Genomic DNA, 24,949 nt, shown 5'->3' on the forward strand with positions numbered 1-24,949 from the left:
TGGATTCCACTCTACTCCCTTTAAGATGGCATTTTACGGGCTTTGTATCTTAGTTTACCCTTCGATATAGTCTTTGAGTTCTTGTCCTTTTAGGCCGGCATTGAGGGCGATGAGGAGTTTGATGCGCGCTTTGGGTGCATTTAATTCTTTGATGAAAAAGACACCTGCTTGATGGAGTTGGACGCCTCCTCCTTCATATGCGTAGACGGGTTCAGCGATTCCATTGAAGCAACGGGATACTAAAGCGATTGGAAGGCCTGCATCTATAAACTCTTGGAGTTTATGTGCCGTTTCTTTAGGGATGTTTCCAGCTCCAAAGGCTTCGATAATGAGGCCATCGAGCTTTGAAAGATCCAGCATGTCCAGCAGATCGGTTTTCATCCCTGCATAGGTAGCAATGATCGGAACGAAACCATCGATTGTCTCGAGATCAAAGCGCACCCTTGGCTCGGCTGTTTTAAAGAAGAGGATCTCCTTTTTCATGACCAAACCTAGTGGACCGTGGGTTGGTGTCTGAAAGGTGCTGACATTGGTGGTATGGGTTTTGGTGACGTACTTAGCCGCATGAATTTCATCGTTCATGACGACTAAGACGCCTTTATCGCGTGCTTTTGGATCGGCAGCTACTCGAAGGGCTGTCAGAAAATTGTAGACACCATCGCTTCCGAGCTCGTTGGAGCTTCGCATAGCTCCTGTAATGACCACAGCGATCTCTGGTAACTCCATGGTATCCAAGAAATAAGCCGTTTCTTCCAGCGTATCTGTTCCGTGGGTAATAACGATGCCGTCGTAGTTGTGAGCTTCCTCTTTGATTTTTTGATATAGAGCTAACATGTGACGAGGAGTCATTTGAGGGCTGGGAAGGTTGAAGAAGTCCTCTGAGGTGACTGCAATTCCTTCAATTGGTGAAGTAACTTGGGTCATGGGATTGACTTCATTGGTAATCACTGCCCCAGAGTCATCTGCCGCCATCGAAATGGTTCCTCCGGTATGTAGTGCTAAAATTTTCTTAAACATGTGAAGCTCCTTGGAATATGTGATATAATTTATTTTATCATAAAAAGAAAGAAACAGTAGACATGGAAATAAAAGCAGTCTTTTTTGATATCGATGGAACCTTGGTTAATGATAGTCGAGCGGTCCTAAAATCAACAGAAAAAGCCATTCAGTCTTTAAAGGAAGAAGGGATCTATGTAGGCCTTGCGACAGGGCGGGGACCGGCCTTTGTCAAACCCTTTATGGAACGCTATGGTTTTGATTTTGCAGTGACCTATAATGGTCAGTATATTTTGACCAAGGACCGCGTGCTGTTTACTAGCCCAATCGATAAAAAGAGTCTGCACCAGCTAATTGACTATGCTCGAGAACACCGCAAGGAAATTGCTCTCGGTAGCAAGGATGGGGTATTTGGTTCTCGGATTATGAGTTTTGGGATGAGTCCTATTTCAACCTGGTCCAGTCGCTTTGTGCCCCGCAAAATGGCCCGTACAGTCAGTCGTGGATTTAACAAAGTGGTCAGCAAGGTTGTCCCACAAGATCAGGACACCCTCTATGCACTAGCGCAAGAACCAATCTACCAAGTGTTGATCTTATCGAGTCCAGAAGAGACTGCAAAAATTGAAAAAGAGTTTCCACATCTGAAATTCACACGTTCTAGTCCTTTTGCAGCAGATGTCCTCAACCCAGGGATTTCCAAGTTAGAAGGGATCCGCATCGTTGGTCAGGAATTTGGTTTTGACATCGATGAAGTGATGGCTTTTGGAGATTCTGATAATGACTTAGAGATGCTGTCAGGTGTTGGCTTGTCTATTGCGATGGGAAATGGGACGACCAGTGTCAAGGCAATTGCCAAGCATACCACGACCAGTAATGGCAAGGATGGCATTCAAAAGGCCCTGCAACACTTTGGTATTCTCTCAGAGAAAGAACTCTTTCTTTCTAAGGATGATCACTTCAATAAGGTCAAAACCTTCCATGGTGTGATGGATGGGGAAACCCAGGAGAAACCAGTTGTTTGGCAGCCTCAAGATGCCCTTTATCGAACCATGTTCAAGCAAGAGGAGTTGGTAGAATTTGTTCGAGCAGCTAGCATAAGTGAGGAAGAATTTGATCGCTCGGTAGCAGCTCTTCACGAAGCCTTGGATAAGGCTGCAGATAAGGTTCGTGGCAAGCATCCAGCTGAGATCTCCATGGTAGGGCAGGTTGATGCCTTAATTGATACCCTCTATCTGACTTATGGTAGCTTTGTACTAATGGGGGTCGATCCTGAAGAGGTCTTTGAGATTGTTCACCGGGCCAATATGGGCAAGATTTTCCCAGATGGAAAGGCGCACTTTGATCCAGTAACCCACAAAATTCTGAAGCCAGATGATTGGGAAGAAAAATACGCCCCAGAACCAGCCATCAAAAAAGAACTCGATCGCCAGCTCAAGGCCTACGAAAAACATGCAAAACAAAAAGAAGCAAAAAAAGACAACTAAAAAGAGAGTGGGACAGAAATCGGTAATTCGTTAGAATTCGATTTCGTCGTCCCACCTCCGCACAGTTGAGTAGGGCTGTAAAAGCTGATGAAATCAGCGTAGTAGAGCCCACTCAACCACTGCGTCTTGCTCGACAATCCAAAAATAATCGAGAGGCTAGGACTTTTGTCCCAGCCTCTTCAGATTGAAGATAAAGTCTTCTGAAAAACTTTCCTTAGGTGAGTACGGACGTCAGCGAACTTCTACGAAGTTCCATGACTTAGTTTTGAGCCTAAGGTCTCAAAACTCCCGAGTGCTAGAAACAATAGCGTTTCTAGCACTTTTCTCACGGCGGAAAGTTTTTAATCTTCAAAAAATAAAAGTCATTTTTTGAAAATCATCTAGCTGTTTTATGTAAAACAATAGTTTGTCTACATTCAAAAAGTTTGGAACAGAAGTTCCAAACTTTTTCTTTCTTACATGGTTTTATCCTTATCACGTACCACTAGTAAGTCTACTTTGGCGTGGCGAAGGATATATTCTGAGGAGGATCCGACCATTAACCGTTCGAAGGCATTGAGTCCGGTAGCTCCGACCATAATAAGGTCAACCCCTTCTTTACTTGGGATATCATTGGCTAAGAGGACTTTTGGATTTCCCATTTCTACAACAGTCACAACATTTTGAACGCCGACTTTTTCAGCACGTTCCTTGTAGCCCTTGAGCAATTCGTTGGCTTCTTCTTGCAATTCTTCGTAGACCTCAGCATCAAAAGTTGAGACGCTTTGAAGGGCACGGGTATCGATGACGTGGGCAATCGTCAATTTAGAGCCGTTGCGAAGAGAAACGTTAACCCCTTTTTCAAAGGCTAATTCTGCTTCATGAGAACCGTCGACAGCGACCATAATGTTTTCGTATTTTTGAGACATAATCCTACCTCCTTATAGCTTGAAAACATGGATAGAATAGAAGGGAATCCTATTCTTTATACACTTATATTTTATCTCTTTTGAGCTAGAATGTAAAGGTAAAGTCTCTCTTTTCTGCTATAATTTTGCAGAATTTTTAAAGTCCTCGGTTTGTACTCTATTTCAACTAGTGGTATAATAGAGATAATTTCGTGAATCGAGGCAGAATATGAAGGAATATAATAAATCAAGCAAACTCGAACATGTCGCTTATGATATTCGTGGTCCAGTCTTGGAAGAAGCCATGCGCATGCGAGCAAATGGAGAAAAAATTCTCCGTTTGAATACAGGGAATCCTGCTGAATTTGGCTTTACAGCTCCAGATGAAGTTATCCATGATTTGATCATGAATGCGCGTGATAGTGAAGGCTATTCAGACTCAAAAGGAATCTTTTCAGCCCGCAAGGCTATCATGCAGTACTGCCAGTTGAAAAAAATTCCAAATGTGGATATTGATGATATTTACCTTGGGAATGGAGTGAGTGAGCTGATCGTCATGTCCATGCAAGGACTGCTCGACAATGGGGATGAAGTCTTGGTTCCCATGCCGGACTATCCTCTTTGGACAGCAGCCGTCAGCCTAGCTGGTGGGAATGCGGTTCACTATCTTTGTGATGAAGAAGCAAACTGGTATCCAGATATTGAGGATATCAAGTCGAAAATCACCTCAAACACCAAGGCTATTGTTGTCATCAACCCGAATAACCCAACAGGTGCCCTCTATCCGGATGAGATCCTGCTTGAGATTGTAGAGATTGCTCGTCAAAATAACTTGATCATATTTGCGGACGAGATCTATGATCGCTTGGTCATGGATGGGGAAAAACACACAGCTATCGCAAGTTTAGCGCCGGATCTCTTCTGTGTGAGTATGAATGGCTTGTCAAAATCTCACCGGATTGCCGGTTTCCGTGTTGGTTGGATGGTTCTGTCCGGACCCAAGCATCACGTGAAGGGCTATATCGAAGGCTTGAACATGTTGTCCAATATGCGTCTTTGTTCAAATGTCTTGGCTCAACAAGTTGTACAAACCTCTCTTGGAGGCTACCAATCTGTGGATGAACTCTTGCTTCCAGGTGGTCGCATCTACGAACAACGGAACTTCATCTACAAAGCTATTAATGATATTCCAGGCCTCTCAGCTGTTAAGCCAAAGGCTGGTCTCTATATCTTCCCTAAGATTGATCGGGACATGTACCGCGTGGATGATGATGAACAATTTGTTTTAGAATTCTTGAAGCAAGAAAAGATTCTCTTGGTTCATGGCCGCGGCTTTAACTGGAAAGATCCAGATCACTTCCGGATCGTTTACCTTCCACGTGTCGATGAGTTAGCTCAAATTCAAGAAAAAATGACTCGTTTCTTGAAACAATACAAACGCTAATCAGATGAAAGATTGAAGATGAAGGTCTTCAGTCTTTTTTGATTCATTTTATAAAATCCATGTCATCGAATCGACATTTTTCTGAATTGCGCATAATTGTAGAAAAAATAAATAATTTTCAGATAATTTGATTGAAATTCCCACACTTATATGATATACTTGAGCTGACTATATGCGAGGTTTATTATGGCAAACTTATTAGAAAAGACACGTAAAATTACATCCATCTTGAAACGGACTGATGAACAGTTGCAGTTCGAGATGCCTTACAATGATATTGCCCAACAATTAGCGGATATTATCCACTGTAATGCCTGTATCATTAATAGCAAGGGAACCCTTCTTGGTTATTTCATGCGTTACAAGACCAACAATGACCGGGTAGAAGCTTTCTTTCAAAATAAAAAATTACCAGAAGATTATGCCAAGTCAGCTAGTTTGGTCTACGATACAGAAGCTAATTTAGATGTGGACCATGATTTGAGTATCTTTCCGGTCGAAACCAAGTCTGAATTTCCTGATGGCTTGACGACCATTGCGCCTATTCATGTTTCTGGGATTCGATTGGGTTCCTTGATCATTTGGCGCAATGATAAACAGTTTGCGGATGATGATTTGATCTTGGTTGAGATTGCGAGTACCGTGGTAGGGATTCAAATGTTGAACTACCAACGCGAGGAAGACGAGAAGAATATTCGTCGTCGGACAGCGGTGAATATGGCTGTCAATACCTTGTCTTACTCTGAATTGCGTGCTGTTTCTGCCATCCTTAGTGAATTGAAAGGAAATGAGGGACAGTTGACTGCTTCTATCATTGCAGATCGGATTGGTATCACCCGCTCTGTGATTGTCAATGCACTCCGGAAATTGGAGTCAGCTGGTATTATTGAAAGCCGTTCTCTTGGAATGAAGGGAACCTATCTCAAAGTGTTGATTCCAGATATCTTTGAGGAAATTAAGAAAAGAGATTACTAATGACTAAAGCTTTGATTTCAATTGACTACACTGTCGATTTCGTAGCAGATGATGGTAAGCTTACAGCAGGTGCTCCTGCACAAGCTATTTCTGAGACTATTGCTCAGGTGACTCAGTTGGCCTTTGACCAAGGAGCCTATGTCTTTTTTGCCATTGATGCGCATGATGTAGAGGATCCATTTCATCCTGAAAGCAAGCTCTTCCCACCTCATAATATCATTGGGACTAGTGGACGTGATTTGTACGGCCCTTTGGCAGATTTTTATCAGGAGCACAAAGCGGATCCACGCGTCTTTTGGATGGATAAACGTCATTATTCTGCTTTTTCAGGAACGGACCTAGATATCCGCCTGCGGGAACGCCATGTAGATACCGTTATTTTGACAGGTGTCTTGACTGATATCTGTGTCCTTCATACAGCGGTTGATGCCTACAATCTCGGCTACCAGATCGAAGTCGTAGAACCTGCAGTGGCGTCGCTCACTCCTGAAAATCACCAGTTTGCCTTGAATCATTTCAAGCATGTCTTAGGGGCAAGCTTGGTAGACGGCGCACTAGCTGTATTAGATACTAAATAAGAAAACATTGTAAAAGAGGTCATAGACGGTTGTCTAGGCCTCTTTTTCGGGCCTAGAAATTGTTTTCCTCTCTTGAAAATGGTATTCTAATGAAAGAAAAAAGGGGAAGTTATGAGTAAAAAAGCTGTCGTGTTTTCAGCCAATCTGTCTTATATGGAAAAGTTGGAAACCGCTATGAAGTCACTGTGTGCCCATCAGGACCGGTTGAAAATTTATGTCTTAAATGAAGATCTACCAACTGAGTGGTTTACTATCATGAATCAGCGCTTGCGCCAGTTGGATTCAGAAGTGATCAATTGTCGGATGTCTCCCGAGCAATTCCAGTCCTTTTCGCTTCCAAGTGACCATATTCACTATGCGACCTATTTCCGTTACGCTATTCCAGAGATGGTGGAGGAAGAGCGGATTCTCTATCTGGATTGTGACATGATCTTTACACAGGATTTATCGCCTTTGTTTGCGGTCGATCTACAGGGTTATGGACTGGGGGCAGTGGTCGATAAGCCAACGACGACAGATGGATTTAATGCTGGACTTTTGGTGATTGATAAGACTTGGTGGCAAGAGCACCAAGTAACAGAGGCTCTTTTTGACCTCACTCGTGAACACCATCAGCATGTTTATGGAGATCAAGGAATTTTGAATCTGTATTTCAAAGATGCTTGGTATCCATTACCTTGGACCTATAATTTACAAGTAGGTTCTGATAAGGATCAATACCTCTATGGAGATCTAGACTGGTATGATGCCTTTCAAGGGATTCCGGCGGTCATTCACTACACCTCTCATAATAAACCATGGACCTCCAAACGCTTCAATCGTTTTCGGGAACAATGGTGGTTTTACTATGCCCTCTCTTGGGAGGAAATTGTGCTTCGAAAGCCGATTTTGAAGCAAACCTATCAAGACCTAGTGGGAGAATTTCCTTATCATGCTGCCATTTATACCCATACAGCAGATATCCACGAGTTGGAGACGTTGTTAAAAGAGTTGCCAGACGTAGCGATTCATGTCCTTGCCCATAGCCATTTTGGTTTTAATTTGGTGCAATTGGAACGCTACCCCAACCTCTTTCTTTATCCCTCTTTTGATCCCTTGACCAGTCGAAAGGTCCTAGAAAAATTGGATTTCTATTTGGATATCAATCCTTATGATGAGGTGGATCAGATGACGCAAACGATCCATCAATTGGGCTTACCGATTTTTTCTTTTGAAGGAACCAATCATGTAGAGAATAGAGAAAATCAAGTGTTTGCGGATGATCAGGTGCAAGAGATGGTGGCAGCGATTCGCGATTATTTAAAGAGAAATGAGAAGAAGCATGGAAACAAATGAAGTAGTGAGTATCATCATTCCCATCTATAATGTAGAAGCTTATTTGAGACAATGTTTAGAAACGGTTATCCATCAGACCTACCCTCATTTGGAAATTATCCTGGTCAATGATGGTTCGCCAGACCAGTCAGAAGAGATCTGTAAAGAATTTTTTAGGAAGGATGCGCGCATCCGCTACGTTCGCCAAGAAAATGGGGCCTTATCTGCTGCTCGGAATACAGGGATTGAGCTAGCGACTGGTGATTACCTCACCTTTATTGATCCAGATGACTGGGTGACGGAGGATTATGTAGAAGTGCTCTATCGCCAACTTCAAAAGTATGATGCGGATGTTTCCGTAGCCAACTATAACCTCTATGATGACAGTAGTAGCAAATACTTGATCAAGGTAACGGACGACGATTATTCAGAGACCCTTTATGAGGGACGTGAGATCATGGACCACGATGCCATTCAGGAAACTAGAGATATGGCCTGGGCTTGTGCCATGATGAAGCTCTATAAGCGTAGCTTATTTGAAGGGCTTCGTTTTCCAGTTGGAAAAAATGTCGAAGACAACTTCCTCATGTACAAGCTCTTCTTAAAAGCCCATCGGGTAGTTCATACGGAGAAATGTATTTATTGGTATCGCGTGGGCCGTGCAGATACTCTGTCCCAGGTTTGGACAGAAAAGCGAGTCGTCGATGAGATGGAAGCTAAGCAGGAGAAGTTGGCTCTACTGGGGATGTTGGGCTATGATTTGACTTGGCATCGCTATATCTACAAAACGCGCTTGAAACGGGCCCTTGAAAAATTAGAGGAAGCAGGCTTGCAAGGGACAGAAGCCTATGAGCGCGTGGTGACCAACCTCCGTTTTATTGAAACGATGGAATAACCCCTTATTGATGAGAAAGGATCAGCATGTTCATTATTGCATCAGAGCAGACCAGAGAGCTGGATCGTTTGCAAAAATACTTGGACAAACTTAGCCAGCCCTACCGAGTATTTGTGACCAATCTGGAAACAGATTTGGACCAACAGACAGAGAGTCTTGCGACCTTTTTTACCCAAAAAGACCCAGCATCAAAAATTGGAAAACCTTTATTTTTCAATGATCTAGCAGTTCCAGAATTATGGGAATGTTGGACACTAGGGATCACAACCTATCTTTTTGATGGGGAGGAACGTCGTGCCAACGTGGTTTTGCGAGAGGATATCTTGTCTCGAACAGTTGAAAGAGTGGAATGGTTTGGTCAGGGAGAAGAGATCGTATCCATTGATGTCTACAACCGCTATGGCTGGAGAAGCAAACAGAGTCTCCTTACGGAATCTGGCCAATCCTATTTAGACATCTATTTGAACCGTCAACAAGAAGAAGTCTTGCTTCACTTTGTCTCACAAGGAACCTTTTTGCTTCAAACTCCTAAAAGACGGGATCGCCTGTATGCCAATAAGAAAGAGCTGCAAAGAGCTGTCCTAGAACAAGTCTTACCGGAAGATGAAGCCGTTCTTTTGATGGACAAGGCATTGCTAGATGTTGTGAAAGAGAAACCAAAGGAAAGACTCGCCTACTGTGCCAGTGACGCGCATGATCTAGACGAGATCAAAGAACAAGTCAGTCAGATTTTGTTGGTAGAAGATGGTCTGTTGAGGGAGAAAATAGACGGAATCACAGCCTTGTCAGGATTTGTAGATGTGGAGCAGGAAAGTTTTCAACCAGAAGCGCTGGTTATGACGGCTTCTCAAGAGGTCGAAGGCCTATCTAGCCTAGTCCATCAATTCCCACAAGTCACCTTTTACATTGCTGCCTTGACGGCTATGGGGCCAAAATTAACAGACTTAGCGACTCGCTCCAATGTGCGCCTCTATCCAGGGATTTCGCTGGACAAATATGAGGACTTGTTATCCAGCTGCTCTATTTATCTGGATTGCAACCAGGGAGAAGAAGTGTGGAGTAGTAGTCTTCATGCTCTTGAAAATGGGCAAGTCTTATTTGGTTTGAAGAGCACGGTGCATCAGGAAGCCTATAAAAACTTGAGCACAATCACAGATACAGTCGAAGAAATGGAACAGCAACTAGATACCTTGCTCCAGCAGCCAGAGACCTACAAAGAATTGGTAAGAGAGCAGGCACGAATCTTGAAATTGCCTGAAAAAGAAACTTTGGAAGAGCTGTTTAAGCGATTAGAGGGAGGGACCGCATGACCATTTATACCTTTAATCTATTAGTGGGATTCGAACCCAATGGGGTCGATGTTGCACAAGCCTCTCGGGCAAAGATGCTCCGAGGACTAGGAGTGGCAGCGAAGTTTGTCTTTACCACTTGGCCCACTCCAGAAAAATTGGCCTATTACCTCTCATTGGGGCACCGGGATGAGGAACTGCTTTTTGCTCATTTAGCTTTTACGGATCAACAGACTACGGTCCCTCAAAAGACGGTTGGGGCCTTGCAAATGGAGTTTCAACTGACGCGCCTGGATGTTGTTGAAAAAACGGAAAGAGCCATTCGCTACCAATTTGCGGATGGAAACGCCCTGACCTTTCATCTGGATCCCTATCATCCAAACTGTGTCCGCTATGTAGACTATCTTTTGGCTGGAAATAGAATCAAGCGAGAGTATTATGGAGCTTGTAAACTTGTCACAGAGTATTTTCAGTATGGTAGTGTACTCAGACGGACCTATCACCATCAAGATGGGACTATCGCTTTTGAAGAATCGAGGTTCGGTGGTAGCTGGCTCTATAAACTGGGGCCTGAGGTTTTGAGCAACCATACAGAAGTGATGAGACGTTTTTTGTCGCAGCTGTCGCTAAAAGAAGAAGATTTGATTCTGCTTGACCGGGCTTCGCGCATGGATTTTGCCCGTCCTTTGTTGGAGAAACCTGCCCCTTCAAAGCTCGCCATGGTGTTTCATTCGGAGCATGAATTTGAAAATGGCCATCTCAACTATGAGTATTATTATGTGTTCAAGTATGCCAAACGCTTCGATTATTTCATCACAGCAACGGATCTTCAAAAAGAAGTCTTGGAGCAGACACTTGCTAAACAAGGATGCCAAGGAATTCCAATCTATAGCATTCCAGTAGGGCATCTAGAAGAATTGACGGAATCACTAGGAGACAGACCTCCCTTTAGTGTGCTCACAGCTTCCCGTTTGGATCCAAGAAAACGCATCGATTTGGCCATTCGAGTAGTGGCCCAAGCTCATGAACAACTCCCAACCCTTCAGTTTGATATTTATGGAAAGGGTGGAGAAGCGGACAACTTGTGCCACCTGATTCAGGAGCTTGCAGCACAAGATTATATTCACCTACGAGGTCATGCGGATCTTCAGCAGATCTATCCTTGCTACCAAGCCTACCTCACTACTTCTCAGTGGGAGACCTTTGGTTTGACTTTGATGGAGGCGGCTGGAGCAGGTTTGGCCTTGCTGGGCTTTGATGCTCGTTATGGCAATCCGACTTTTATAAAAGAGGGTGAAAATGGCTTTTTGGTAGCTTATAGCGAGACAGTGCCAGAAGAACAATTGGTGAAAGAGTTGGCGGACAAGCTGGTCCAGCTCTTTAAAAGCGACCTTGCTCCATTTCACCAGGCTTCTTATGACTTGGCCTCTTCCTACCTCGCTTCTAACGTCCAGGAAGTCTGGAAAGAGACTCTAATGGAGATGGGGCAATTCGGCGGAAAAGAAATATAAAAAGAAGAATCTGTAGCGACAAAAAAGTCCTACAGATTTTTTCTAAGGCAAGCAAATTGGGCTAAATTATGGTAAAATAGAGGGTATTGAATAATCATCATTTCACGAAAGGAAGCAAGATGAAAATTACGCAAGAAGAGGTAACCCACGTTGCCAATCTTTCAAAATTGAAATTCTCTCCAGAAGAGACAGCTGAGTTTGCGACAACCTTGTCTAAAATTGTCGACATGGTGGAATTGTTGGAAGAGGTGGACACAACCGGTGTTGCCCCAACAACGACCATGGCGGATCGTAAAACCGTATTGCGTCCGGATGTTGCTGAAAAAGGGACTGACCGAGACCGCTTGTTTAAAAATGTACCTGAAAAGGATAACTACTACATCAAGGTACCAGCTATCCTAGAAGATGGAGGAGATGCCTAATGTCATTCAACCATAAAACCATTGAAGAGTTGCACGACCTCCTTGTCTCTAAGGAAATCTCAGCAACGGAATTGACACAAGCGACGCTTGACGATATCAAGGCGCGTGAAGAAGCGATCAATGCCTTTGTAACGGTGGCTGAAGAAGCTGCCCTTGCGCAAGCCAAGGCTATTGATGAAAAAGGAATTGATGCAGATAACCTTATGTCAGGGATTCCGCTCGCAGTCAAAGACAATATCTCAACAGATGGCATCTTGACCACTGCAGCTTCAAAAATGCTCTATAATTACGAGCCAATCTTTGATGCGACAGCTGTTGCCAATGCCAAAGCCAAAGATATGATTATCATCGGAAAGACCAACATGGATGAGTTTGCCATGGGTGGATCTGGTGAGACTTCTTACTATGGACCAACCAAGAATGCTTGGGACCAGAGCAAGGTGCCTGGTGGATCTTCTAGTGGTTCAGCAGCTTCTGTCGCTTCAGGTCAAGTCCGTTTGTCCCTTGGTTCAGATACAGGTGGTTCTATCCGTCAACCAGCTGCTTTTAACGGGATTGTTGGTCTCAAACCAACTTATGGAACGGTTTCCCGTTTTGGTCTCATTGCTTTTGGTAGCTCACTCGACCAAATTGGACCTTTCGCTCCAACGGTTAAGGAAAATGCCCTCTTGCTTAATGTCATTGCCAGTGAAGATGCCAAGGATTCAACATCTGCGCCTGTTCGTGTAGCAGACTTTACTTCTAAGATTGGTCAAGACATTAAAGGCATGAAGATTGCACTTCCTAAGGAATACCTCGGTGAAGGGATTGATCCAGAAGTCAAAGAAACCATCCTCAATGCGGCTAAACACTTTGAAAAATTGGGAGCAACTGTCGAAGAAGTCAGCTTGCCTCACTCTAAATACGGGGTTGCCGTTTACTACATCATCGCTTCATCTGAAGCTTCTTCAAACTTGCAACGTTTTGACGGGATTCGTTATGGTTTCCGTGCGGAAGATGCTAAGAACTTGGATGACATCTATGTGAACACTCGTAGCCAAGGCTTTGGTGATGAAGTGAAACGCCGTATCATGCTGGGAACCTTCAGTTTGTCATCTGGTTACTACGATGCTTACTACAAGAAAGCCGGACAAGTTCGTACCCTCATTATCCAAGACTTCGAAAAAGTCTTTGCGGATTACGACCTCATCCTTGGTCCTACAGCTCCAAGCGTGGCCTTTGATTTGGATTCGCTTAACCATGATCCGGTTGCCATGTACTTGGCGGACCTCTTGACCATTCCAGTTAACTTGGCAGGTATTCCAGGGATTTCGATTCCTGCAGGATTTGCGCAAGGTCTTCCAGTTGGTTTGCAGTTGATTGGTCCGAAGTATTCGGAAGAGACCATCTACCAAGCTGCAGCTGCCTTTGAAGCAACGACGGATTACCACAAGCAACAACCCCTTATTTTCGGAGGTGACAATTAATGAACTTTGAAACAGTCATCGGACTTGAAGTCCACGTTGAATTGAATACAAACTCAAAAATTTTCTCACCAACCTCTGCTCACTTTGGGAACGAGCAAAATGCCAATACCAATGTGATCGACTGGTCTTTCCCAGGGGTGCTTCCTGTCTTGAACAAGGGTGTTGTGGACGCTGGTATTAAGGCTGCTTTGGCCCTGAATATGGATATCCACCAGCACATGCACTTTGACCGTAAGAACTATTTCTATCCTGATAATCCAAAAGCCTACCAAATCTCACAATTTGACGAGCCAATCGGTTACAACGGTTGGATTGAAGTGCAATTGGAAGACGGCTCAACCAAGAAAATCGGGATTGAACGGGCCCACTTGGAAGAAGATGCCGGTAAAAACACCCACGGAACAGACGGTTTCTCTTATGTAGACCTCAACCGTCAAGGAGTGCCATTGATTGAGATCGTATCTGAAGCAGATATGCGTTCTCCGGAAGAAGCCTACGCCTATTTGACAGCTTTGAAAGAAGTCATCCAATATACTGGTATTTCTGACGTCAAGATGGAAGAAGGATCGATGCGGGTCGATGCCAACATTTCTCTTCGCCCATACGGTCAAGAGGAATTTGGTACCAAGACGGAGTTGAAGAACTTGAACTCCTTCTCAAACGTCCGTAAAGGTCTTGAATACGAAGTACAACGCCAAGCGAAAATCTTGCGTTCAGGTGGGATTATTCGTCAAGAAACACGCCGTTATGATGAGGCCAACAAGAGCACGATTCTTATGCGTGTCAAAGAAGGGGCAGCGGATTACCGTTACTTCCCAGAACCAGACCTTCCCTTGTTTGAAATCTCAGATGAGTGGATCGAGGAAATGCGTACGGAGTTGCCAGAGTTTCCAAAAGACCGCCGTGCGCGCTATGTGGCAGAGCTTGGTTTGTCTGACTATGATGCCAACCAATTGACAGCGACGAAAGTCACTTCTGACTTCTTTGAAGCAGCGGTAGCCCTTGGTGGAGATGCCAAACAAGTGTCTAACTGGCTCCAAGGTGAAGTCGCACAATTCTTGAACGCAGAAGGCAAAACGCTGGAAGAAATCCAATTGACACCAGAAAACTTGGTCGAAATGATTGCCATTATCGAAGATGGAACGATTTCATCTAAGATTGCCAAGAAAGTCTTCGTTCACTTGGCGAAAAACGGTGGCGGTGCGCGTGAATACGTCGAAAAAGCCGGATTGGTACAGATTTCAGACCCTGAAGTCTTGATTCCAATCATCCACCAAGTCTTCGCAGACAATGAAGCAGCCGTAGCCGACTTCAAGTCAGGGAAACGGAATGCGGACAAGGCCTTCACAGGCTTCCTCATGAAAGCAACCAAAGGCCAAGCTAACCCACAAGTAGCCCTCAAGTTACTTGCTCAAGAATTGGCGAAGTTGAAAGAAGAGTAATAGAGAAAAAACCAGCCGAGAGGTTGGTTTTTACTATCCATAAAATTGTGTTAGAATAGGAAAGACCATTACATATCAACTATCATTAGGAGGAGTCACATGAACAAATTTTTAAGAGTTTTATTTATCCTAGTCATTATCGCCATGTCTGGAGCGATTATCTTCCAACTATTCTTTCCATCCTATATGGGAAGTCATTCGGGATATGGTATTTCTGTCGGTTGGCAACGGGAGATTGGGATTTGGAATATGGCAGTCCTTGTGATCTTGATTGCCGTCAATCTCAAATACGATTGGTTTTATCTTCGGACGGTACTAGTGGCCTTGATCATTGGTGGGTTTGGAATTGGGACCAATCATCTTTTCAGTTATTTTCACTATCATCTGCCGGTCAATGGGATTGGTGCGCTTGAAAATTATCTCCTTGTCCTTGGTTGGATTGTGGGCTGGAGAATAGAGAATTCACGAATCAAGAAGAGGTAAGAAGGAGCAGTCGAAGGGCGGCTCTTTTTTCATCTTCAGTTTTTTCTTGACAAAGTTTGTGAAAAGGCTTACAATGGATTTGTTGAGTTTCCTGAAAAGGAAAATGCAAATCATGGAAATATAAAGGAGATTATCCTATGGCTACTATGAAAGCAGCTCGCTGGCATGCAGCAAAAGACGTTCGTATCGAAGAAGTGGAAGTACCTGAAGTACAACCACATCAAGTAAAAGTGGCAGTTAAGTTCACAGGGATCTGTGGGACGGACTTGCATGAATATTTGGATGGACCGATCTTCATCCCAACTGAAGAACATGTGTATTCTGGTCAAAAAGCACCGGTTACTTTGGGACATGAATTCTCTGGTGAAATTGTAGAAGTCGGAAGTGATGTGACTCGTGTCAAAGTTGGGGATCGCGTGACGATTGAACCAATTTTGGCAAAACATAACCTAATCGGTGACTATAACCTTGATCCAAACTTGAACTTTGTCGGCCTTGCTGCAGATGGTGGTTTTGCGAAATACTGTGTCCTTGACGGTGACATTGTCCATGTGATTCCAGATGGCTTGAGCTATGAACAAGCTGCGCTTACAGAACCTGCTGCTGTAGCTGTGTATGCCGTTCGTCAATCTGCATTGAAAACTGGGGATACAGCCGTTATCTTTGGCTTGGGTCCAATCGGTCTTTTGATTGTTGAAGCCCTTCGTGCAGCAGGAGCATCAAAAATCTATGCGGTTGAATTATCTCCTGAACGCCAAGCGAAAGCGGAAGAATTGGGAGCAATCGTTGTTCGCCCAGAAGAAGGAGAAACAATCGTCGAAGCCATCCATCGCTTGACAGGTGGTGGAGCAGATGTTTCTTATGAAGTGACTGGAGTTCCAGTTGTTTTAGGTCAAGCCCTTGCAGCTGTTCATAAAGCTGGGGAATGTATGGTCGTATCTATCTGGGAACGTGAAGCTAGCATCAATCCAAATGAATTCGCTATCCAAGAAAAATCTCTCAAAGGAATTATTGCCTACCGTCATATTTTCCCTAAAGTATTGGAATTGATGGAACAAGGCTACTTCTCTGCTGAAAAATTGGTTACCAAGAAAATTAAATTGGAAAATATCGTTGAAGAAGGATTTATTGAATTAACACAAGATAAATCTCAAATCAAGATTTTGGTTCAACCTGAATAAGCGAATAAATTTATATGAAATATATGAGGCTGAAACGTTTCGTTTCGGCCTTTTATGATACAATAAAAGTAAGGAACAGATTTAGGAGGGGACTATGTCAAAGACGATGAAAGGAACACTCATGACCTTGATCGCCGGGATCGCTTGGGGACTATCCGGAGTTAGCGGGCAATATTTAATGGTTCATGGATTTTCGGCTATTGAGTTAACAAATCTCCGTTTGCTTTTTTCTGGAATTGTCCTTATTCTTCTTTCCTACGTTGCAGATAAGGAGAAGTTTTTGGCCTTTGCCAAAGATAAATCTTCCTACCTTCCCCTTCTTATTTTTGCCTTTTTAGGATTGTTATTGACTCAGTTGACCTATTTAGAGGCGATTGCTGAAACCAATGCTGGGACTGCTACGGTGTTACAGTATCTCTGTCCAGTGGGAATTTTAGCCTATACCTGTATCATGGATAAGGTGGCCCCTACACTAGCAGAAGTGTTTTCGATGCTTCTAGCGATTGGTGGCACATTCTTAATAGCAACCCATGGTCAACTCAATCAATTGGCCATCAATCCCAAAGGTTTGGCTTGGGGAGTGGTGTCAGCATTTGCCTATGCCCTTTACATCATTCTACCTCTGAACTTAATTCAAAAATGGGGAAGCATGCTGGTGATTGGAGTTGGGATGACTATTCCAGGAATCCTAATGCTCCCTTTTAGTGGTCTTCTCTCTTCTTCTGGAAACTACAGACTCGATACCTGGATGGCCCTTTTTGGCTTGGTGGTGATTGGGACGATTTTTGCCTATACAGCCTTTCTGAAAGGAACCTCTTTGGTAGGAGCCGTTAAAGGAAGCTTGCTGGCGTCCTTTGAGCCTGTTTCGGCAGTTTTCTTTGCCTTTGTCATTATGAAGGAGCATTTTTTTATGGTTGATGTGATTGGGATGGCCATGATCCTCCTTGCAGTTCTCTTGATTTCCCTCAAGGATTTCATGATTCAAAAAGAAAAAGGAATCTTGTAAAACCAAAACCAATCATATTTTAGTTAAAAGGTTGAGACGAAGGTCTTGGCCTTTTTGTAATCCTCGCCCTCTGAGGGAGAGTTATCACTATATAGCGTATACATCGCTAGAAAAAGATGTTAAAATAGAACAAAACTTTTTTAAGGAGATGAGGATGAAAAAGATTTTTAAATGGACCCTATTTGCTGTAGCGACCTTGAGTTTAGCGGCTTGTGGAATCAGTGCTCAAAAGACAAATTCGCAGCAAGCAAAGACAGAAAAAGCAGCGAAAAGCTCTGCATCTGACGGTCAAGTCGAGGTGAGTTTAAAAGGAGGGCAATACATCAAACCACCTGTCCTCAATGACTCAGAAGACGGAAGCTATTTAGCCCTTCAATTGGAATTTAAAAATGTTGCCAAAGAATCTATCAACGTGTCAGATTCAGATATCACCATTTACGATGCGAATAATAACAAGGTCAAATTGCAGTCAGGAATTTATGACCACAGTGAAGCCTTCCAACTGCTCAAGAGTGATCAGTTGGCCCAGGATAAAAAATTAACCGGCTATATCGTTTTTCCAGTCGAAAAAGGTAAAAAATATGAAGTGCAGTATGAACGAAAAACCTATAGCTCTGATAAAAAATCCAAGCCTTTAAAATTTGCGGTGGATTCTTCTCAGTATGAGGACAAGGTGGAAGCTTCCACTATTCTAGCAGATGAATACATCAATCAAGTTTACTTCAGTGGCCAACGAAAGGTCAAAAAGGATGACGCTTTTGTTTTGGGAACTGATTTGAAAAAGGAACGCAGTGATTTCCGTGCGAAATTTGCGGCTGATTTTACCCGTCAATTGCATGATTACCAATTCCCTGAAGAAGAAGTGACCCAGTTTATCGATGCTTATGAAAAAGAAAATGCTAAGCGTGCGAAATTAACCTATAAGGTTAAACAATATCTCCCGGACAAGGTGGTCATTAGTCTAAATCCTGAGACGGTCAGCATGGAAAAGACGATTTTAAACCACATGCAGACCTTCTATCAAGAACATCGGAAAGATTATTCGAGTATCATTGAGGCCAATCAGGCTCAAAACAAAGCCTATAGAGAGGAAATGATGGCTTCTCTTGCAGATCGCCCCTTGACGACGCCGGATCGATACGACTACCAGTTGACCTTTGTTAAGAAAGATGGCAAATGGGAAGTAGAAAAAGCCTACAATAGTGATAGCTTTATGGAAAAATTCGAGGGAAATCTTTCTTAATGCTGAAGTTGGCACTCCTAGGACATGAATCTAGGAGTGTTTTTGTCTATAGCTTTAAACTATATCAAAATCCAAGAAACAGGAATTAGACGGAAACACCTATTAGTGATAAAATAATTTTAAGTTTGAAAGGAGATGAAGGCTTGTGTCTTTTTCTTATGAAGAGTTAGCAGAGATTCGCCACTATATCCACCAACACCCAGAATTGTCTGGTCAAGAATACCAGACAACCGCCTTTCTAAAAGAGCGTCTCGAAGAGTTTGGGATTCGTATTTTAGAGAGTGGATTAAAAACTGGTCTGATTGCAGAAATTGGGTCCGGCCAACCGGTGGTGGCACTTCGAGCAGATATCGATGCCCTTCCAATTTTGGAACAAACGAATCTGCCCTACCAAAGTCAGAATCCAGGCGTCATGCATGCCTGTGGCCATGATTTTCATCAAACCAGTCTTCTGGGAGCAGCAGCACTTCTCAAGGAAAAAGAAGACCAGCTGGAAGGAACTGTACGCTTGATCTTTCAGCCAGCAGAAGAAATCTCAGAAGGTGCTTCTGATGTTTTGGCAACAGGACTGTTGGAGGATGTTCAAGGAATTATTGGTTTTCACAACATTCCCCAGCTAAAAGCAGGGCAACTTGCCTTGAATGCTGGAGCCATGATGGCAGGGGTTGAGAAATTCAAGGTTACCGTGACAGGGGTTAGTAGTCATGCTGCAAGACCGGATTTAGGAGTTGATACGGTAACAGCCGTCACAACCATGGTTCAGAATGTACAATTATTAATTTCACGGACCGTTTCTCCTTTTGAAACAGCTGTTTTGTCCATTACGCACCTGGATGTGGGCTCAACCTGGAATGTACTTCCTAAATCAGGCTATTTTGAAGGAACCATTCGTTCCTTTAATCCGAGTGTGCAAAGAGAGTTGAAGGAACATTTCATTTCGATTATTCGTCATATAGCAAAAAGCCTGGAAGTAGATGTGGCTTTTGAGTGGGGTGTGACCCCGCCCGTTACCTTTAATGATGAGGAATTGACGCAGGTGGTTTGGGAAGCTTCACAAGGTTTGGCTGAAGTGATTCCAGCAAATCCTTCTACTGCTGGAGAAGACTTCGCCTTTTACCAAGAGCGAATTCCTGGAGTCTTTGCCTTTATCGGTTCGAATGGAGAGCCGGATGCGCCAGACCTCCATCATGATCACATGACCATCGATGATGCAGCCTTTGAGGTATCGGTTCCCTATTATGTTGAAAATGCGCAAGCTTTATTGCGATATTTTAAGGCCAAAGAAGTGTGATAAAGAAAAACTATCACCTCCATAAAAAATATATATTAGGCAAGTAAATGCTTTTTTGATAAAATTAAAAAATACTTTTAAAATGGCGTTTTATGTGCCTGAAACGAATAAGGAGATCCTATGAATCTAAAAAAAGTGATTAAGTATTCTGCTTTAGGATTAGTTGCAGTCCTTGCAACCAGTGCTTTAGTAGCATGTTCATCTGGTAAATCAGCCAGTGGTAAGAAAACCATTGAAGTTGGGACCGTTGGAACAACCAAACCATTCTCTTACGAAGAAAAAGACGGCAAGCTAACCGGTTATGAAATCGAAGTTTTGCGTGAAATCTTCAAAGGTTCAGACAAATATGAAGTAAACTTTAACAAAACAGAGTGGTCTTCAGTCTTTGCTGGCTTAGATAGTGACCGTTTCCAAATCGGTGCCAACAACATTAGTTACTCAAAAGAGCGGGAAGAAAAATACCTCTATCCAAATCCATATGCTCGCAATCCATTAGTATTGGTCGTACCAAAAGATTCTTCTATTAAATCTTTGGATGACATTGGTGGCAAGAAAACAGAAGTTGTTCAAGGAACATCTACTGCTAAACAATTAGAAGATTACAATAAAAAACATTCAGATAATCCAACTGACTTGCAATACACAGATGGAACGATTCAAACCATTATGGCTAATCTAGCGGATGGTCGTACAGATTACAAGATCTTCGAACGGATCTCAGTGGATACCATCATTCGTGATCAAGGCTATGACAACCTGAAGGTTATCGAGCTTCCAAGCGACCAACAACCTTATGTGTATCCAATTATTGCAAAAGAAGATAAAGACCTTCAAAAATTTGTCAACAAACGTATCAAGGAACTCTATGACAATGGAACCCTTGAAAAACTGTCTAAAAAATACTTTGGTGGAGTTTATCTACCAGAAGCAAAAGATATTAAAGAATAATATTTAATTAAAGGAGACTTCAAAATGAAATTGAAAAAAATTCTTGGTTTAACAGCTCTTGCAGCTATTGCAACATTTGCTCTTGCAGCATGTGGTTCTTCAAAATCATCTAGCAAAGATGGTGAAACAACTGTAAAAGTGGGTGTTATGACTTTGAGCGACACTGAAAAAGCTCGTTGGGATCAAGTTCAAAAGAACTTGGATGACGCTAAAACGGGAATCAAATTGGAATTCACTCAATTTACAGACTACTCACAACCAAACGTGGCTGTAAAAGATGGTAGCGTGGATATCAATGCTTTCCAACACTACAACTTCTTGGATAACTGGAATTCTAAAAATGACAATGCCCTTGTTGCAGTAGCAGATACCTACATCGCTCCAATCCGTCTTTACTCTGGTACAGAAAACGGTAAAAACAAATACACTTCAATTAAAGAAATTCCTAAAGGTGGAACAATCGCTGTACCAAATGACCCAACAAATGAAAGCCGTGCCTTGTATGTCTTGCAATCAGCAGGTTTGATTAAATTGGATACCAAAGATGGTCAATTGGCAAACGTGTCAAACATCAAAGAAAATTCAAAAGATTTGAAGATTTCTGAATTGGATGCTTCACAAACACCATCTGCTCTTCCATCAGTAGATGCTGCAGTCATCAACAATACCTTCGTTCGTGAAGCAGGCGTTGATTTCAAAAAAGCTATCTATGTTGAAAAGAAAGACAACAACTCAAAACAATGGTACAACGTGATCGCTGCTAAGAAAGATTGGGAAAAATCTGATAAAGCAAAAGCAATCAAAGAAATCATCAAAGCCTATCACAAAGACAATGTGAAGAAAGTGATCGAAGAATCTTCAGAAGGAATGGACCAACCAGTCTTCTAAGATTTGATCTCAAGTGTATGAAGGAGGTGGAGAAGCAATTCTCTACCTCTTATCGTGTATTAGGAGGAATGCATGCCTTTTGCAACAGAAGCGGAACAAATCCGTAAATTTGAAAATGATGAGGTCGCACAACATTATTTTGAAGTGTTGCGAACCTTGATTTCAAAAAAATCCATCTTTGCCCAACAAGTTGGTCTCAAGGAAGTAGCCAACTATTTGGGGGAAATTTTTACAGCTGCAGGAGCCAAAGTCGAAGTGGATGATAGCTATACAGCCCCTTTTGTGATTGCCAAATTTTTCTCGCCAAATCCTGAAGCCAAAACCATCATTTTTTATAACCACTATGATACAGTACCAGCGGATGGAGACCAACCTTGGACGGGAGATCCTTTTACCTTATCAGTTCATTATGGAAACATGTACGGTCGAGGGGTTGATGATGACAAGGGGCATATCACGGCTCGTCTCACAGCTCTTCGAAAATACATTCGTGAAAGTGGCGATTTGCCAGTCAATATCACTTTTATCATCGAAGGGGCAGAGGAGTCTGCATCGACTGACTTGGATAAATACTTAGCTAAACATAAGAAACACTTGCGTGGGGCAGACCTCCTAGTTTGGGAACAAGGTACCCGAAATAATCAGGGTCAGTTGGAAATTTCTGGTGGTAGCAAAGGGATCGTCACCTTTGATATGGTGGTGAAGAGTGCAGAAGTGGATATCCATTCCAGCTATGGTGGTGTCGTAGACTCTGCTTCCTGGTATTTGTTAAATGCCATTGCAAGTCTACGTGACAAAGAAGGTCGAATCTTGGTGGATGGGATTTACGATCAGATTCAAGAACCCAATGAACGCGAGCTCGCTTTGATTGAACAATATGCCAACAAAGGCCCAGAAGATGTTGCAGAAACCTATGGTCTTACTCTCCCCGTCTTGAAGGAAGACCGGAAAGAATTCTTGCGCCGTTTCTATTTTGAACCAGCCTTGAATATTGAAGGTTTTGGTTCTGGTTACCAAGGTCAAGGTGTCAAGACCATTCTTCCAGCAGAGGCGCGTGCCAAGATGGAGGTGCGCTTGGTTCCTGGACTAGATCCTAAAGATGTCTTAGAAAAGATCAAGCAGCAATTGAAGAAAAATGGCTATGATCAGGTAGAATTGGTCTACACTCTCGGTGAAATGAGTTACCGAAGTGATATGAGTGCCCCATCGATTTTAAATGTTATTCAGCTGGCCAAAGATTTCTATAGAGAAGGAGTTTCTGTTCTTCCAACAACTGCCGGAACCGGCCCCATGCATACAGTCTTTGAGGCCTTGCAAGTCCCCATGGCAGCCTTTGGAATTGGCAATGCCAATAGCCGTGATCACGGGGGGGATGAAAATGTGAAAATCGCCGATTATTACACCCATATTGAATTGATAAAGGAGTTAATAGCAAGTTATGAGTAAAGCAATGATTCAGCTGGACCACATTGATGTGACTTTCCAGCAAAAGAAACGTCAGATCCAAGCCGTTAAAGATGTGACCATTCACATCAATGAAGGGGATATCTATGGGATTGTCGGGTATTCAGGAGCTGGAAAATCAACCTTGGTTCGGGTAATCAATCTCCTCCAAGTACCAAGCGCAGGGACTATCACTGTTGATGGAGATGTGATTTATCGAGATCAGGTGACCTTAAAACCAGCTGCTCTTCGGGAGAAACGTCGGGATATCGGGATGATCTTTCAACACTTCAACTTGATGGCTCAAATGACCGTCGCAGAAAATGTGGCCTTCGCTCTCAAACATTCTAAATTAAATAAAGAACAAAAGGATGAAAAAGTTGCGAAATTATTGGATCTAGTAGGTCTAGCAGACCGTGCAGAAAATTACCCAGCCCAATTGTCTGGTGGACAAAAGCAACGGGTGGCCATTGCACGTGCCCTTGCTAATGATCCAAAAATCTTGATCTCTGATGAATCAACTTCAGCCTTGGATCCGAAGACGACCAAGCAAATTCTAGCTTTGTTGCAAGAGTTGAACAAAAAGCTTGGCTTAACGATTGTTTTGATTACCCATGAGATGCAAATTGTCAAAGACATTGCCAATCGCGTAGCCGTGATGCAAAATGGTGAACTGATCGAAGAAGGTTCTGTTTTAGATATCTTCTCCAATCCTAAAAATGCTTTGACCCAAGACTTCATCACAGTCGCAACAGGAATCGATGAAGCCATGGTGAAAATCAATCAACAAGCCATTGTTAAAAACTTGCCAGATGATTCGATCTTAGCGCATCTCAAGTATGCAGGCTCTGTAACAGATACAGCCATCATGAATGATATCTACAAACAGTACCAAATCTCTGCCAACATTTTATTTGGGAATATCGAAATCCTTGATCACACTCCTGTCGGAGAATTGGTGGTTATCTTATCAGGTGAGACTCAAAATCTGGAAACAGCTAAATCTGAGTTAGAAAATGCAGGTGTTTCTGTGACTATTGTGAAAGATGGGAGAAAAGCATGATCCAATTAATTCAAACGTATTTACCAAATGTTTATAAATTAGGGTGGTCTGGCCAGTATGGATGGGGAACCGCTATTTACTTGACTCTTTACATGACCGTTATTTCCTTCATTATTGGTGGATTTTTAGGTTTGGTGACAGGACTTTTGTTAGTCTTGACCCGTCCAGGTGGTGTCATCGAAAATAGAATCGTTTTCCAAATTTTGGATAAGATTACTTCCTTGTTCCGCGCCATTCCCTTCATTATCTTGTTGGCCTTTATTAATCCATTGACCTACTTGCTCTTGAAAAATACCATCGGACCTACAGCAGCCCTTGTTCCATTGTCCCTAGCTGTCTTTCCATTCTTTGCTCGCCAAGTCCAAGTGGTCTTGTCAGAATTGGATGGAGGCGTGATTGAAGCGGCCCAAGCCAGTGGGGCAACCTTCTGGGATATTGTCGGTGTCTACCTTCGTGAAGGGCTTCCTGATTTGATCCGTGTGACAACCGTGACCATCATTTCCTTGATCGGGGAAACCGCCATGGCGGGTGCCGTTGGTGCAGGAGGACTAGGAACCTTAGCCATCAACTACGGGAAAAATATGTTTAACAATGATGTCATCTTTGTAGCGACCTTGTTGATTCTCATTCTGATCGTTCTGGTCCAATTTATGGGGGACTTCCTTTCGAAGAAAATTAGCCACCGTTAGGATCAGTATCC

23 protein-coding genes are annotated in these 24,949 nt (G+C 43.0%); 21 read left to right on the top strand and 2 right to left on the bottom strand.

The window, feature by feature from the left end:
* Positions 1-54 precede the first annotated feature (54 nt).
* Positions 55-1,017 (bottom strand): asparaginase, encoded by a 963-nt coding sequence (locus tag SM122_RS09770; protein ID WP_125826558.1) that lies wholly within the window; start codon positions 1,015-1,017, stop codon positions 55-57.
* Positions 1,018-1,079: 62 nt separating this feature from the next.
* On the opposite strand from SM122_RS09770, the gene SM122_RS09775 reads away from it, so the two are divergent.
* Positions 1,080-2,480 (top strand): Cof-type HAD-IIB family hydrolase, encoded by a 1,401-nt coding sequence (locus tag SM122_RS09775; RefSeq protein ID WP_195326714.1) that lies wholly within the window; start codon positions 1,080-1,082, stop codon positions 2,478-2,480.
* A gap of 455 nt (positions 2,481-2,935) precedes the next feature.
* Here SM122_RS09775 and SM122_RS09780 read toward each other — a convergent pair whose 3' ends face one another.
* A complete protein-coding gene (locus SM122_RS09780; protein WP_003008541.1) occupies positions 2,936-3,388 on the bottom strand; it encodes a universal stress protein in 453 nt (150 codons plus the stop codon).
* 208 nt (positions 3,389-3,596) lie between these two features.
* Between SM122_RS09780 and SM122_RS09785 the strand changes: the two genes are divergently transcribed.
* The 20 genes from SM122_RS09785 (at position 3,597) to SM122_RS09880 (ending at position 24,938) form a co-directional block, all read left to right on the top strand.
* Complete coding sequence (locus SM122_RS09785; protein ID WP_049473129.1) at positions 3,597-4,811, top strand: pyridoxal phosphate-dependent aminotransferase; 1,215 nt, start codon at positions 3,597-3,599, stop codon at positions 4,809-4,811.
* Positions 4,812-4,997: 186 nt separating this feature from the next.
* Positions 4,998-5,786, top strand: coding sequence for a GTP-sensing pleiotropic transcriptional regulator CodY (codY, locus tag SM122_RS09790; protein WP_324738300.1), 789 nt, complete (start codon positions 4,998-5,000; stop codon positions 5,784-5,786).
* Positions 5,786-6,364: a cysteine hydrolase family protein gene (locus SM122_RS09795; protein ID WP_031572912.1), complete on the top strand. Its 579-nt coding sequence runs from the start codon at positions 5,786-5,788 to the stop codon at positions 6,362-6,364. Before codY ends, SM122_RS09795 begins: the two co-directional genes overlap by 1 nt.
* 111 nt (positions 6,365-6,475) lie before the next feature.
* The gene (locus SM122_RS09800; RefSeq protein WP_155170140.1) at positions 6,476-7,699 is read left to right on the top strand and encodes a glycosyltransferase; all 1,224 of its coding nucleotides are present in this window, start codon (positions 6,476-6,478) and stop codon (positions 7,697-7,699) included.
* A complete protein-coding gene (locus tag SM122_RS09805; RefSeq protein WP_195326715.1) occupies positions 7,686-8,573 on the top strand; it encodes a glycosyltransferase family 2 protein in 888 nt (295 codons plus the stop codon). The genes SM122_RS09800 and SM122_RS09805 overlap by 14 nt, the downstream gene beginning before the upstream one ends.
* Before the next feature lie 26 nt (positions 8,574-8,599).
* Positions 8,600-9,883 (top strand): accessory Sec system glycosyltransferase GtfB, encoded by a 1,284-nt coding sequence (locus SM122_RS09810; protein WP_155170137.1) that lies wholly within the window; start codon positions 8,600-8,602, stop codon positions 9,881-9,883.
* Complete coding sequence (locus SM122_RS09815; RefSeq protein WP_155170135.1) at positions 9,880-11,373, top strand: glycosyltransferase; 1,494 nt, start codon at positions 9,880-9,882, stop codon at positions 11,371-11,373. The genes SM122_RS09810 and SM122_RS09815 overlap by 4 nt, the downstream gene beginning before the upstream one ends.
* A 119-nt stretch (positions 11,374-11,492) precedes the next feature.
* Positions 11,493-11,795: an Asp-tRNA(Asn)/Glu-tRNA(Gln) amidotransferase subunit GatC gene (gatC, locus tag SM122_RS09820; protein WP_002884769.1), complete on the top strand. Its 303-nt coding sequence runs from the start codon at positions 11,493-11,495 to the stop codon at positions 11,793-11,795.
* A complete protein-coding gene (gene gatA / locus SM122_RS09825) occupies positions 11,795-13,261 on the top strand; it encodes an Asp-tRNA(Asn)/Glu-tRNA(Gln) amidotransferase subunit GatA (protein ID WP_324738302.1) in 1,467 nt (488 codons plus the stop codon). Before gatC ends, gatA begins: the two co-directional genes overlap by 1 nt.
* Complete coding sequence (gatB, locus tag SM122_RS09830) at positions 13,261-14,703, top strand: Asp-tRNA(Asn)/Glu-tRNA(Gln) amidotransferase subunit GatB (protein WP_195326716.1); 1,443 nt, start codon at positions 13,261-13,263, stop codon at positions 14,701-14,703. The genes gatA and gatB overlap by 1 nt, the downstream gene beginning before the upstream one ends.
* Before the next feature lie 99 nt (positions 14,704-14,802).
* On the top strand, positions 14,803-15,186 hold the full coding sequence (locus tag SM122_RS09835) for a hypothetical protein (RefSeq protein WP_003013311.1): 384 nt from the start codon (positions 14,803-14,805) through the stop codon (positions 15,184-15,186).
* A gap of 137 nt (positions 15,187-15,323) precedes the next feature.
* A complete protein-coding gene (locus tag SM122_RS09840) occupies positions 15,324-16,367 on the top strand; it encodes a 2,3-butanediol dehydrogenase (protein ID WP_070449886.1) in 1,044 nt (347 codons plus the stop codon).
* 94 nt (positions 16,368-16,461) lie between these two features.
* The gene (locus SM122_RS09845; RefSeq protein WP_003013343.1) at positions 16,462-17,373 is read left to right on the top strand and encodes a DMT family transporter; all 912 of its coding nucleotides are present in this window, start codon (positions 16,462-16,464) and stop codon (positions 17,371-17,373) included.
* Between the two features lie 154 nt (positions 17,374-17,527).
* Positions 17,528-18,616: a DUF4352 domain-containing protein gene (locus SM122_RS09850; protein ID WP_229042336.1), complete on the top strand. Its 1,089-nt coding sequence runs from the start codon at positions 17,528-17,530 to the stop codon at positions 18,614-18,616.
* A gap of 145 nt (positions 18,617-18,761) precedes the next feature.
* A complete protein-coding gene (locus SM122_RS09855; RefSeq protein ID WP_195326718.1) occupies positions 18,762-19,907 on the top strand; it encodes an amidohydrolase in 1,146 nt (381 codons plus the stop codon).
* A 120-nt stretch (positions 19,908-20,027) separates the two neighbouring features.
* Positions 20,028-20,855, top strand: a complete 828-nt coding sequence (locus SM122_RS09860; RefSeq protein WP_031572958.1) for an amino acid ABC transporter substrate-binding protein — start codon at positions 20,028-20,030, stop codon at positions 20,853-20,855.
* 24 nt (positions 20,856-20,879) lie between these two features.
* A complete protein-coding gene (locus SM122_RS09865) occupies positions 20,880-21,743 on the top strand; it encodes a MetQ/NlpA family ABC transporter substrate-binding protein (RefSeq protein ID WP_049492388.1) in 864 nt (287 codons plus the stop codon).
* A gap of 72 nt (positions 21,744-21,815) precedes the next feature.
* Complete coding sequence (locus SM122_RS09870; protein ID WP_195326719.1) at positions 21,816-23,189, top strand: M20/M25/M40 family metallo-hydrolase; 1,374 nt, start codon at positions 21,816-21,818, stop codon at positions 23,187-23,189.
* Positions 23,182-24,249, top strand: a complete 1,068-nt coding sequence (locus tag SM122_RS09875) for a methionine ABC transporter ATP-binding protein (protein ID WP_195326720.1) — start codon at positions 23,182-23,184, stop codon at positions 24,247-24,249. Before SM122_RS09870 ends, SM122_RS09875 begins: the two co-directional genes overlap by 8 nt.
* A complete protein-coding gene (locus tag SM122_RS09880) occupies positions 24,246-24,938 on the top strand; it encodes a methionine ABC transporter permease (RefSeq protein WP_129299796.1) in 693 nt (230 codons plus the stop codon). The genes SM122_RS09875 and SM122_RS09880 overlap by 4 nt, the downstream gene beginning before the upstream one ends.
* Positions 24,939-24,949 lie beyond the last annotated feature (11 nt).

It is taken from the genome of Streptococcus gingivalis, assembly GCF_035544715.1.
GTDB lineage: Bacteria > Bacillota > Bacilli > Lactobacillales > Streptococcaceae > Streptococcus > Streptococcus gingivalis.